This is a genomic window from Acinetobacter sp. DMC2 (assembly GCF_056314305.1).
On sequence record NZ_JBQUYP010000006.1, the window covers coordinates 378256 to 390018 of the forward strand.

Consider the following 11763-nt stretch of genomic DNA (forward strand, 5'->3'; position numbering starts at 1 on the left):
CTACAGCAATTCTACATTAAAACGACATTTTTTGTGTTAGGATTCATTCGTATTTCCACATAAAAAATACAGATTTCATTCAACAAATTTACTTTTTATTTTCAATAAAAATAAAATAATTTATACTAAATACAAATATTACTGATTACCTAAAAATGATTAAATTTTCACTTGAGTATGATTCTTCTATTTTTGAGCAATTATCTAATAGAGAACTAGAATTTATTTGGAATATTCTTAAACCAGCAACCGACTTACCTATTATTGAAAACACTCAACCTTACTATTACACCCACAACATCCCTTTACCTCCTATCAATAAAATAAAATTTGATTTAATCAATATGTTTAATAAAACATATAAACGCAACTATATGGCAGGTGTTATAAATTTACTAATAACAAATAGACTTATAGATTTAGATAATTTAAGCTGGATTAATAAAGAAAATCATCAACAAATAAACTTTATATTATCTAGAATCAAAAAAAATCAACTTCTCCCAACCAATATTATTCCCTATAATGCAGAAGAAAATATTACAATTCCGTACCACGAGGAATTTAAAGACACGTACAAATTTTTTATTAAATACGACTACCATAAATTCCCATCAGAAAACAAAGATGATAATAAAAATCAAAACTATTCAATATTTAACTATACATTTTCCGCAATTCCACCCAAGTGCATCCCTGAAAAAAGATCAAATAATGAGTTTGAAAATTTAATTTACTATATTGATTTATTAGTTTTAAATATAGAAAGTAAAATTTCATTTATGGATAAAATACGTCTTGAATGGGAACTCCATATTACCCAACACAATATTAACTACAATTGGATTGATCCTTTGAACGACAATCAAGTTGATTGGTCTATAAAATATTTAGAAAAAAAAGAAAAATATTATCCAGATTTTTTAATTAACAGACAAAATACAAGCAAGTATTATGAATTATTAATTTTACTTGACAATATTTATCCTGCTAAAACTTCCTACGATCTATTAAAATCAACAAAATTCTATGAAACTATGAAGAAATCCTGGGGACAACAAAAATATAGATCTTCAGGAAATTTAAGAAAACCTTATCATCTTCCATTAACAAAATCTGCTCAAACACAGCTCGAAAAATTGGCAGAGCTTAAAAATACAAGAAAAGAAAATATTATTGAAGAATTAATATCTCAAGAATATTCAAAATTTACAGACTCTAATGGAAAATTTAAATATTAAAAATATTCAAGAGCCAAATATATTTTGGCTCTTGGAGAGTTATATATTAGTATGATTAAAAAAATCGTACATGATATTTCTATATTTATCTAAGCGAAGATTAATTTGAATAATGGATATTTTGATTTGAAATAAAAGTTCTGTTATCAAGATTATCTATGCAGTTTAAAGTTATCTAAAATTTGAAATATTAATTATTGAATCTAAATGATCTGCCCACTTTTGCAGCCAAATTGCACATTCTTTTTCATAAGTATGTAAATTATAGGTTCCTTCAATTCCCTTCTTTGAGTGACCAATCACAGCTTCTGCAACATCAGTAGGGCAACTAAATCTTGAAAGATTTGTTCTTAATGTTCTTCGCAAATCATGAGGATTCCAATCCTCCATGTCTTTTGGCCAAAGTTGATGAGGTTGTAAATTATGATTAGTAGCTCTATCTTCCCCTTTTAATACCCATTTTGTTTCAGTTATTGTCTTTTGCGCAATTGGTTTACCAGTTCGAAATGATGGGAATAAGTAAGGACTGTTTAAACTTGGAAGCATTTTCAAATGCTCTATGCATTGTTTGGACAATTGTACAAAACGCTCAGTACCATTTTTCGTAGCTTTTAAATGCCACGTTGCTTTTTCAAAATCGAAATCTTTCCATTCAGCAGAACAAATTTCTCCAGTTCGAGCACCAGTCCAAAGTGCTATCATTAAGATACTTTTATGATGTTTGGAAAATCCTGATTCAGGCAACCAAGAAAGCACATGCTTTAACTCAGAGTCAGAAAGTACACGAGTGCGTTTACTGGAAGTCAGTTTAACTCTTGCCTGTTTTAAACTCGATTTGGCAAGTAAGGCTGGATTAGCAAAACTTTCGGAAAAGTAATCTAAGGCAATTGCATAATCGTATGCAGCAATTAACTCTGATAACACTCTTCCAGCTTGAACCTGCGCACCTCGGTCAATAATTTTTTTTATTAACTCTACAATATCTTTTCTTACTACGTTATCGGCAAGTCTATCTCCTAATGTAGCAACTACATCAACATATAGGGTCCTTCTAGTCTCGTGCTGACCTTTTAAATTACGGGACCCTTTAATAATTTTCTTAATTCCAGTGCGTTGATCCGTAATTATTCGATCTTCAATTACATCTATTAAATAAATATCAACTACATCTTTTAAAGTTAAAGTTTTAATAACAGATATGGAATTTTTCTGTTTAATGAGGAGCTTTTCTTCTTTACGCTCCGATACAGGACAAATGCCTTGAGATCTTAACAGTTTTAAACGTTGAAGCTCTATTCGTGCTTCTGCTAGAGACATATTAGGATAATTACCTAAAGTAATCTTCTTTAATGAATTATCAATTGGACTTCTATATCGGTAAATAAAGCTTTTAAGACCTGTCTTTCCACAAATCACTCTTAAACCAGTATATTCCCCAATATCACTTTTAGGTGAGTCACCGATTTTCATTTTATCTATTGCACGAGCTGATAAGGCAACTTTCTTTTTGTTGTTTATTTCCTCATTCATTTTTGGAATCCTTTTTGTCAATCAGTCTCAATTTGTTAATATGGCAACCGTGAGAAATAAAGTTAAGTTCTCACACACTGTTGACTCAATTTTGACACAAAAAAAGGTACACTAAAAGGTACACTTTTTTCTTAGATTAGGTCAGATTTGCATAGAAGTTGTTAGAATTGGTTGGACAGCCAAACTTTCAAAGTTAACTTATTTATTATTTAAATTTAAGGATTTAACATACATGAATAGCACAGAAATAATGGCTGACTTATCTTCTCACACACCTATGATGCAGCAATATCTCAAGGTTAAAAAAGACTATCAACATGCGTTGCTGTTTTATCGTATGGGCGACTTTTATGAACTATTCTTTGAAGACGCCCATTTAGCAGCTAAACTTTTAGGTATTACCTTAACCCATCGTGGTAAAGCAAACGGCAACCCGATTCCAATGGCAGGCGTTCCATATCATTCAGCCGAAGGTTATCTTGCTCGTCTTGTCAAAGCTGGGCGAACTGTAGCCATTTGCGAACAAGTGGGAGAAGTAACAGGTAAAGGTCCGGTTGATCGTAAAGTTGTTCGTATTCTTACACCGGGTACTTTAACTGATGATGCATTACTCAGCAGTTATCAATCGTCTAATCTCGTTTCATTATGCATTCATCAAAACCAGATTGGTTTCGCGTTACTCGACTTAAGTGCAGGCATTTTTAAAGTTCAACAACAAGATTACAAGCCAGAACAATTACCTATTGAACTTGCGCGTTTAATGCCAAGTGAAATATTGATTGATGAAGACTTGGTCGATACAAATATTATCGAGCAAATTAAAAAACACTTAGAATGCCCTGTTACCAAACGCCCGAATGTAGACTTCAATCTAAATAACGCACAAAAAACTTTATGTGACCAGTTTACGGTATCCACGCTTTCAGGTTTTGGTTTAGACCCATTACCTTTAGCTAAAGCTGCTGCCGCTGCACTCATTCACTATGCAAAAGAAACTCAAAAAACTGCATTACCACATATCCGTTCAATTCAGCTTGAGCAAAGTACAGACTTTATCGCGCTCGACCCAATCACGCGCCGTAATCTAGAAATTATCGAACCTCTATTTGAACATGGAACATCATTATTCCAACTGGTAAATGATTGCCAAACTGCAATGGGTGGCCGTTTATTAAGCCGAACACTTATGCAACCTGTTCGTGATACAGCCTTACTCGATGCTCGTTTAGATGCAATTGAGCAACTCATTCAAGGCTACCATGAAAGTCCTGTTCGTTTAGTGCTTAAAGAAATTGGCGATATTGAACGTGTGCTTAGCCGTGTTGCATTAGGTAGCGCACGACCACGTGATTTAGTACAGCTTCGTCACGCATGTGCACAAATTCCAGCTTTAAGAACGGCGTTAACTCTAGTTATTCAAGCGAAAAAATCCAAGTTATTAGTTCAACTTGATCAAGAACTTGGAGATTTTAAAGCACTTCATCAGCATTTAATGGCAGCTATTGTTGAAAATCCGCCAGTATTACTTCGTGATGGCAATGTAATTGCAGAAGGATATGATGCTGATCTCGATGAATTACGCCAAATTCGCGATCATGCAGGTCAGTTCCTGATTGATTTAGAAATCAAAGAACGCGAGCGCACAGGTATTAACACCCTTAAAATCGGCTATAACCGTGTGAGTGGTTACTACATTGAACTGACTCGTGCTCAAGCAGAACAAGCCCCTGCTGACTATATTCGTCGCCAGACTTTAAAGAATGCTGAGCGCTACATTACGCCAGAGCTAAAAAGTTTTGAAGATAAAGTTCTGTCGAGCGAATCGCGTGCATTAGCACGTGAAAAAGCATTATTCGAAGCTTTGCTTGAAAATCTTCGCGAAAATATTGCTCACCTACAAATGATGAGTTCAGCAATTGCTCAAATTGATGTGGTTGCAAACTTTGCTCATCAAGCACGTTTAAACAATTGGGCGCGTCCTGAATTTACCCCAGAAACTGGCATTAAAATTCAAGCTGGTCGCCATCCTGTCGTTGAAGCATTAAATAAAGCACCATTTACCCCAAATGATACTTTCCTCGATGCTCAGCACCGCATGGCAATTATTACTGGTCCAAACATGGGCGGTAAATCAACCTTCATGCGTCAAACAGCATTAATTAGTTTACTTGCTTATTGCGGTAGCTATGTTCCTGCTAAAGCAGCCAAGCTTGGTCCAATTGACCGAATTTTCACTCGTATTGGTTCAGCCGACGATTTATCTACAGGCAAATCAACCTTTATGGTTGAGATGACAGAAACTTCGCAAATTCTGCATCATGCGACCAATCAATCTCTTGTTTTAATGGATGAGGTGGGCCGCGGAACTAGTACATATGACGGTTTATCTTTAGCTTGGGCTTGCGTAGTTGATTTAACGAAGCGCATAAAATGTTTATGTCTCTTTGCCACTCATTATTTTGAGTTGACTGAACTTGGTAGTGAAGCAGGCATTGATAACTATCATGTGACGGCGCAAGAGCTAAACGGCAATTTGATTTTATTGCATAAAGTTCAACAAGGCCCTGCGAGTCAAAGTCATGGTTTACAGGTTGCAAAGTTAGCTGGGATTCCTGCCAATGTTATTAAAGAAGCACAAAAGCGTTTACGTATTTTGGAAAAACAGCAGCAGCAACATCTCCAAACCAGTTTCCAAAATGATTTGTTTGCTCCACCAGATGCGAACTCTGGTTCACAAATCATAGAAAAAGTTGTCGAGATCGAAGTTTCATCCCCAGCTCTAGATTTACTTAAGCAAATTGAAGTCGATAACTTATCGCCTCGTCAGGCACTTGAACAACTCTATGAGCTGAAAGCGGCACTCAAATCTTAATAAATCAAATTCGAATAAGTAGGCTTAGGTCTGCTTATTCATCTCGGAGAATAATATTTATATGATCTTAAGATCTTTGCAATATTCAGAAATCGATCTTATTTGGCAGCAAATTAGCCGCCGTGAATTAATTACTCAAAACTACATACAAAAACAGCAACATCTAGACTTGGTTGATTGTTTTTTTGATGTACAACATTGGGACGCATACCATCTAGAAAATGACCCACCAAAACTGAAACAACTCTTTGAGCAAGGTTCAATATTTGTCGGCGCATTTGATGCTTCTGAAAAACTCGTTGGTGTAAGTGTAGTCTCAAATCAACTTATAGCGGACTACCGTCACGCAAAGTTACTCCACTATTTCTATGTCGATGCAGACCAGCAAGGTCAAGGCATTGGTGCTAAGCTTATGCAAGCCACAAAAGCATCCGCCAAGCAACTTGGTGCAAAACAACTGTATATTTCAGCAACTCCAAGTCGGCGCACTGTAGACTTCTATATGAAACATGGTGCAGAACCTCTAAGTGCTCCAGATCAACAACTTTGGCAGCTCGAACCTGAAGATATTCATTTAATGTGTAACGTTTAACTCTCAAGATTTAAGGATTTTTAGCTAAAAAAGCTGAAAATCAAAATTTGTAAAAGAAAAAATGAAAAGTTAAGGCATTTATTAAAATAGATGCCTTGACTTAAATGACATCTAAATAATTAAATAAAATATTTTTTAAGTTGTTGTTTTATAAAATATATTATTATTTTAATTTTATAGATTCGCAGTTCCTACGGCTCGAAGATCTGTTTGATTATCAACGCATTAACTTATCTTCATATGCATGAATAAAGAATATCAATAAAAGCAATTGTTTGTTTACCCCTTTTTTGCCTAAAATAAGCTATTCGAAATGAAACCATATTTTTTAGGTAGCTGTCGCCATGACCTTTGTTGTCACTGAAAATTGTATTAAATGTAAATACCAAGATTGCGTAGAAGTTTGTCCTGTTGACTGTTTTTACGAAGGTCCGAATTTCCTAGTGATTAATCCGGATGAATGTATTGACTGTGCATTATGTGAACCAGAGTGCCCGGCAAATGCAATTTTCTCTGAAGATGAGTTACCAGAAGGTCAGGAAGTATTTATTGAATTAAATGCTGATCTTTCTCAAAAATGGCCTAACATTACGCAAATTGGTGATCAACCAGCTGACCGTGAAGAATGGAACGGCAAACCTGATAAATTACAATATCTTGAAAAGTAATTTCAAAAAAAGATCAGCAACCGCTGATCTTTTTTATACCCTATTCAAACATTTCATTGCAAATTCCTCGTAATTTGTGCACTGTTTTGCATTAAAATAGCCGCAATATTTATAAGTGCTTAATTTTTCTTATGCGGAAGTTTTTGCAGAGTATGGTTCCCTTATGCATAATCCCAGCGGTTATGATAGGTTGTGCCAGCTCTCCCCAACACACAACAACAGGCAAAATCTCTCCAAGTGGTAAACGAATCTTTATTCCACAAGAGCGCGTTATTATCGAGCGCCCGATCCCCCCTAAAGTCGAGCCTGCGTCTTATCGAGGCTGGTTAGGTTCTGGTGAAAATTACCAACGTGTTCGTGAATACGAAAATTTCTTAACCCGAAACAACGTCGCAGGCATTGTGCCAAGTTTTGAATTATTACGCTCAGCACGTGATTGGCAAAAATGTGGACGCTCAGAATATGCCGTGCCTAATCGCGAACTTTGGGGCAATTCTTTATCAACCCTACGCGTATTTAAATATTTAGTAGCAGCAAAAGTTCTAACCGACTTTGAAGTAACCTCGGTTTACCGTGACTTACCTTTAAATGAATGTGCTGGTGGCGCAAGCTCATCTAAACATTTATTTAATTCGGCAATCGATTTCCGTATTGGCCCTGAGTTCCCACAAGCTCAAGATTATGCATTTATCGAAAGTACCAAGTTTAAACTTTGTCAGTTCTGGGCTCAGCATGGTCAAAGCTTAAATATGGGTATTGGATTATATAGCTCTGGGCAAATTCATATTGATACTCAAGGCTATCGCACTTGGGGACCAGACCTCACCCGAAACAGTTCGATGTGTAATTTTTAAATTAAAAAACTCCTTTCAATCGAAAGGAGTTTTTACTTAAGCCTATTACAAGCGTTTAGCTAAAGAGATAAGTTTTGAACGCGTTTTAAAACCATGCTTTTTATAAAAATCTTCAGAAATAGAATCTCTTAACGTGTGTAGAACAATAGTTTCTATTTTATTTTCCCTACACTTTCCTTCTATATGCTTTAAAAGCTGGGTACCTATTCCTTTGCCTTGATATTGAGGATGTATAAAAAAATCATCTAGAGAATAACGTATTCCTTGTATGGTCGGATGAATATGTCCCATCCCAATTCCAATTAATTGGTTTTCCCATTTTGCGCAAAAGCCAAAAGAACATGCAGATTGAAAATAACTCTCAAAATATTTTCTCATTGGTTCTAAATCATCAAATTGCTCATTCCATGGCTCACGACTAAAAGCTAAACAATAAACTTCAATAGCTTCTTCAAGATCTACATTTGTGAAAGCACCCAACGTAATATTCATCTTATTTATACATTCCTAACTAATCATTTATAAAATAAGCAATAAATGAGCCTTTTGTGATCATTTTTTAATTTTGGTGATCGGTTTAGAAAAAGTAATTTGCTTATTCAATAATCAACCAAAATTTCTTGAACCGAAGGTTTTTGCACTCTAGACATAAACGTTTAAAATAGCCCGATCAACATATAGGTAAATTTGATTATGCAGCAGATGTGGACAGACATTGACCAATATATCGATTCACATTTAATTCCTGAAGACCCGCGACTCGAATATGCATTAAAGAATACCGACGAACACGGCTTTTCAAATCATCTTGCAGTGGCACCTAATCAAGGTATGTTCTTGCAGATGCTTATTCAAATGAATAAATGCAAACGAGTTTTAGAAATTGGAACCTTTGCTGCATACAGTACCATCTGGTTGGGTCGTGCTTTGCCTGAAGATGGTTATTTACTCACAATTGAAGGCCGTGCTACTCATGCAGAAATGGCTCAAAAAAATATCGACCATGCTAACCTTCCGGTAAAAGTCGATCTTAGAGCTGGCCGCGCTGCTGATATTCTGTCTACAATTGATCCTCAATCTATCGAGCCTTTTGATTTTATTTTCATTGATGCAGATAAACAAGGCTATCCAGAATATCTAGAATTGAGCCTAAAATTCTCTAGATCGGGTACGATTATTGTGCTGGATAATGTGATTCGCGCAGGTGATATTTTAAATCCAGATAATAAAAAACCGAGTATTGAAGGCATCCGTGAAATGTTTAAAGCTCTCGAAAATCACCCACAAATATTGTCTTGTACAGCCTTACAAACGGTTGGTTCAAAAGGTCATGATGGCTTCGCAATTGCAATTGTGAAATAATGGTTAAAAAATCATCTTTTTTATTTTATTATTTATAATCAATAAATTACTTTTATTACTGTTGCTTTTCCATATAGTTATCCACAAGATTTGCGGATAACTATATGGAAATCTTATCATTTAGCCACAAGTAACGGTACAGTCGCGTTTCGGAATATGGTTGTCGCAATACTTCCTAAGAAGAATTGATGAATCTTGCTATGACTAAATGCGCCCAGCACAATAATTTGAATACCGTGTTCTTGTTGGTACTCTAAAATATTTTGTGCAACATCACCATAGCGATAAACGGTCACAACATCAATGCCCGCTTGTTTCAGGTAATGCTCAGGTTCATTTAATATTTCTGGATGATCACCCACATATACCAAATGACATTGCAGTGTTCGCAATAAATCACTTTGGGCAATACGGCGCATCATTTTTTGGCAAGTTGGTGAATATTCATAGGCAAAGATAAAACGGGTTGGTATTTTAAAGTTTTCCCCAATGGTTAAAACAGTACAATTGGCTCCGCGAATAAAGTTCTCAACATTACTACCGATTGGTTTATGTTTTTCGGCAGCTCGCTCCCCGACTCGGCCTAAAATGACGATGTCATTTTCATGCAATAGATTAAAACTTTGTTCTAAAAAATCACCTTTTTCTTGAATTTTTGAACTGGTAATACCATGTTTTTCTTGAATAAGATCAGAAATATGACGGAGTAAATTATTGCTATAGTCTAAAGCGAGTTCACTTTGTTTTTGTTCCAGCTCAGCTAACTCTTTTAGCAGCATTGCATTGCTTTCAAAGCCAATTACTCCACTAATTTCACCAAGATGATAACTTGCAGGGTAATAGTCTAGAATTTGTAATAATACAAGTTCTCGTCCGGTTGCTTTAGCCACCCATGCTGCTGCATCTGCAATAGCATTTATACACGGTGATGAGTCAATACACGCAATAACACGGTTCATGTTAGCCTCTCTTCTTAAGGTCTTTTGCCTTGGAGATTATTATTAAAACTTAGCTTTAACTTAACATAGATAAAAATTGGTATGTTAAGGTTTATGTATAAAAATCAACTTTTTTGTTTAAAGATCAAACATTTTATTACATTCTTAAGACTGCATTATTCTCTTAAACGAATAAATTTTGCGGGATTTCCACCGACAATATGGTAAGGCTCAACATCTTTGGTCACCATACTATTCATCCCGACCACGGCATGCCTACCTACTTTAATCCCATCTTTAATACCAACATGTGCCCCTAACCAAACGTCCTGCTCAACTTCAATTCCTTTAGAAGTGACAGGCTGCTGGTAAAGGGGACGGTCTAACTGCATCCCATGATCAAATGCATATAAATGACAATATGCTGCAATACGAACTTGGTCATGCAGTTTTATGCCGGCTCGTCCACCGTCTAAAATACAATGATGATTTATCGCGACTTCATTACCAATTTCAAGCGGTCCATGCAGACTACAATCTGCTGCGATAAAGCAATTATCACCAATAATAATTTTGCGTCCCGGCTCAGCAAAAATATGAGCTAACGGTGAAATAAAACAGTTTTCACCAATCTCAACAGTTTCCATGTCCATCAAATAAGCTTGATATTCTTTTTGCCATTCTTCAGCCCAAGCACGATGTTTAGGCTTTAAAGTCCAATATAACCATGGCATATAGTTTAAGCGGTGCTTATGTTGCTCCCGATATTTCAATAAGGAATCAGTCATCAGTTAATTCCTCTTCAATTTTTAACTCTTCACGGCCACGTGTTACATCTCGGAGTTTCAAGGCAAGTGGTTCAATTTGATGTATTTGTAGTCTTGCTTCGATATCTACACCTGTTGCAGTGTAGGTTTCCTGATATTCAATTTGTTGTTGAGTAAGTTCATATTGAAATATGGCCCACTCATTAAAGTGACAAGAAAAGTAAATCGTTTTCTTTGCAATGAGTTCAATACGCTCAGCCAAAAGCAAGCATTGCCCAGCACAACCTCCATATGCTCTAACAAGCCCACCTGTTCCAAGTTTTATTCCACCATACCAGCGGTTAACCATCACAATAATATTCGTCAGGTCATTCCCTTCAATGGTCGCCAAGATTGGACGGCCTGCTGTTCCTGACGGTTCACCATCATCGTTAAAGCGTACGTTATGCCCAATTTTCCACGCCCAACATTGATGAGTTGTCGAAATATCTTTATTGAGTTCTAAAAATTCTTTAACTTGCTGTTCATTTTCGACTGGCGCAGCAATAGCCTGAAATCTGCTTTTTTTAATTTCTTCTTCAAATGTAATCTGTGATGCAATCGTAAAAGCCATAAATTAAATAAAGCATAATAAAAATCAAATTATAACGTGAATTTAATAGAATCAAACCCATAAAAAAGCCCCGAATCTCGGGGCTTTTTTTATTATCTTTCTCGTAACGCTTCTTTTGCTTTATTAAATGGTTTAAGTAAGTAATCCAGTACTGTTTTTTCACCTGTACGAATATCTACTGTTGCCACCATACCCGGTGTAATACCAAAAGCCTTACCTTCTTTATTATAAAGCTTGTCAGAATCAGTGCGGATATAAACACGATAATAGAATTGGTCTTGTTTCACTTCATCACGAATCGTGTCTGGTGAAATAACCGTAACCTT

Annotated in this window: 12 protein-coding genes; 6 read left to right on the forward strand and 6 right to left on the reverse strand. The window is 35.7% G+C overall.

Annotated elements, in window-relative coordinates; all coding sequences use genetic code 11:
* The first annotated feature begins 155 nt into the window (after positions 1–155).
* Complete coding sequence (locus tag ACT53H_RS15130; RefSeq protein ID WP_476009562.1) at positions 156–1241, forward strand: hypothetical protein; 1086 nt, start codon at positions 156–158, stop codon at positions 1239–1241.
* A gap of 171 nt (positions 1242–1412) precedes the next feature.
* Here the strand turns inward: ACT53H_RS15130 and ACT53H_RS15135 are convergent, their stop codons facing one another.
* Positions 1413–2771 (reverse strand): tyrosine-type recombinase/integrase, encoded by a 1359-nt coding sequence (locus tag ACT53H_RS15135; RefSeq protein ID WP_476009563.1) that lies wholly within the window; start codon positions 2769–2771, stop codon positions 1413–1415.
* A 232-nt stretch (positions 2772–3003) separates the two neighbouring features.
* Here ACT53H_RS15135 and mutS point away from each other — a divergent pair, with 232 nt between their 5' ends.
* The 4 genes from mutS (at position 3004) to ACT53H_RS15155 (ending at position 7757) form a co-directional block, all read left to right on the forward strand.
* Positions 3004–5643 (forward strand): DNA mismatch repair protein MutS, encoded by a 2640-nt coding sequence (gene mutS / locus ACT53H_RS15140; RefSeq protein WP_476009564.1) that lies wholly within the window; start codon positions 3004–3006, stop codon positions 5641–5643.
* Positions 5644–5704: 61 nt separating this feature from the next.
* Entirely contained in the window at positions 5705–6235 is a 531-nt protein-coding gene (locus ACT53H_RS15145) for a GNAT family N-acetyltransferase (RefSeq protein ID WP_476009565.1), read from the forward strand.
* A gap of 344 nt (positions 6236–6579) precedes the next feature.
* A complete protein-coding gene (gene fdxA / locus ACT53H_RS15150) occupies positions 6580–6903 on the forward strand; it encodes a ferredoxin FdxA (RefSeq protein ID WP_003650851.1) in 324 nt (107 codons plus the stop codon).
* 131 nt (positions 6904–7034) lie between these two features.
* Positions 7035–7757 (forward strand): peptidase M15, encoded by a 723-nt coding sequence (locus ACT53H_RS15155; RefSeq protein ID WP_476009566.1) that lies wholly within the window; start codon positions 7035–7037, stop codon positions 7755–7757.
* Positions 7758–7802: 45 nt separating this feature from the next.
* On the opposite strand, the gene ACT53H_RS15160 is transcribed toward ACT53H_RS15155, so the two are convergent.
* A complete protein-coding gene (locus tag ACT53H_RS15160; protein WP_151962438.1) occupies positions 7803–8249 on the reverse strand; it encodes a GNAT family N-acetyltransferase in 447 nt (148 codons plus the stop codon).
* 201 nt (positions 8250–8450) lie between these two features.
* Between ACT53H_RS15160 and ACT53H_RS15165 the strand changes: the two genes are divergently transcribed.
* On the forward strand, positions 8451–9119 hold the full coding sequence (locus ACT53H_RS15165) for an O-methyltransferase (RefSeq protein WP_004793410.1): 669 nt from the start codon (positions 8451–8453) through the stop codon (positions 9117–9119).
* Positions 9120–9235: 116 nt separating this feature from the next.
* Here the strand turns inward: ACT53H_RS15165 and ACT53H_RS15170 are convergent, their stop codons facing one another.
* The 4 genes from ACT53H_RS15170 to ACT53H_RS15185 form a co-directional block, all read right to left on the reverse strand.
* Positions 9236–10078 carry a universal stress protein gene (locus ACT53H_RS15170; protein ID WP_004793411.1) on the reverse strand — a complete coding sequence of 281 codons (843 nt, stop codon included), beginning with the start codon at positions 10076–10078 and terminating at the stop codon, positions 9236–9238.
* Positions 10079–10233: 155 nt separating this feature from the next.
* Positions 10234–10845, reverse strand: a complete 612-nt coding sequence (locus ACT53H_RS15175) for an acyltransferase (RefSeq protein ID WP_353157675.1) — start codon at positions 10843–10845, stop codon at positions 10234–10236.
* The gene (locus ACT53H_RS15180; protein ID WP_004793414.1) at positions 10838–11437 is read right to left on the reverse strand and encodes an IMPACT family protein; all 600 of its coding nucleotides are present in this window, start codon (positions 11435–11437) and stop codon (positions 10838–10840) included. Before ACT53H_RS15180 ends, ACT53H_RS15175 begins: the two co-directional genes overlap by 8 nt.
* 92 nt (positions 11438–11529) lie before the next feature.
* Positions 11530–11763: beta-barrel domain-containing protein (locus ACT53H_RS15185; protein WP_476009567.1), on the reverse strand; the 234-nt coding region annotated here is incomplete at its 5' end.

What these genes read in the sequence shown, in the direction of transcription:
- ACT53H_RS15130 (WP_476009562.1), top strand. Translation starts at nt 156, where the DNA reads ATGATTAAATTTTCACTTGAGTATGATTCTTCTATTTTTGAGCAATTA.
- ACT53H_RS15135 (WP_476009563.1), bottom strand. Translation starts at nt 2,771, where the DNA reads ATGAATGAGGAAATAAACAACAAAAAGAAAGTTGCCTTATCAGCTCGT.
- mutS (WP_476009564.1), top strand. Translation starts at nt 3,004, where the DNA reads ATGAATAGCACAGAAATAATGGCTGACTTATCTTCTCACACACCTATG.
- ACT53H_RS15145 (WP_476009565.1), top strand. Translation starts at nt 5,705, where the DNA reads ATGATCTTAAGATCTTTGCAATATTCAGAAATCGATCTTATTTGGCAG.
- fdxA (WP_003650851.1), top strand. Translation starts at nt 6,580, where the DNA reads ATGACCTTTGTTGTCACTGAAAATTGTATTAAATGTAAATACCAAGAT.
- ACT53H_RS15155 (WP_476009566.1), top strand. Translation starts at nt 7,035, where the DNA reads ATGCGGAAGTTTTTGCAGAGTATGGTTCCCTTATGCATAATCCCAGCG.
- ACT53H_RS15160 (WP_151962438.1), bottom strand. Translation starts at nt 8,249, where the DNA reads ATGAATATTACGTTGGGTGCTTTCACAAATGTAGATCTTGAAGAAGCT.
- ACT53H_RS15165 (WP_004793410.1), top strand. Translation starts at nt 8,451, where the DNA reads ATGCAGCAGATGTGGACAGACATTGACCAATATATCGATTCACATTTA.
- ACT53H_RS15170 (WP_004793411.1), bottom strand. Translation starts at nt 10,078, where the DNA reads ATGAACCGTGTTATTGCGTGTATTGACTCATCACCGTGTATAAATGCT.
- ACT53H_RS15175 (WP_353157675.1), bottom strand. Translation starts at nt 10,845, where the DNA reads ATGACTGATTCCTTATTGAAATATCGGGAGCAACATAAGCACCGCTTA.
- ACT53H_RS15180 (WP_004793414.1), bottom strand. Translation starts at nt 11,437, where the DNA reads ATGGCTTTTACGATTGCATCACAGATTACATTTGAAGAAGAAATTAAA.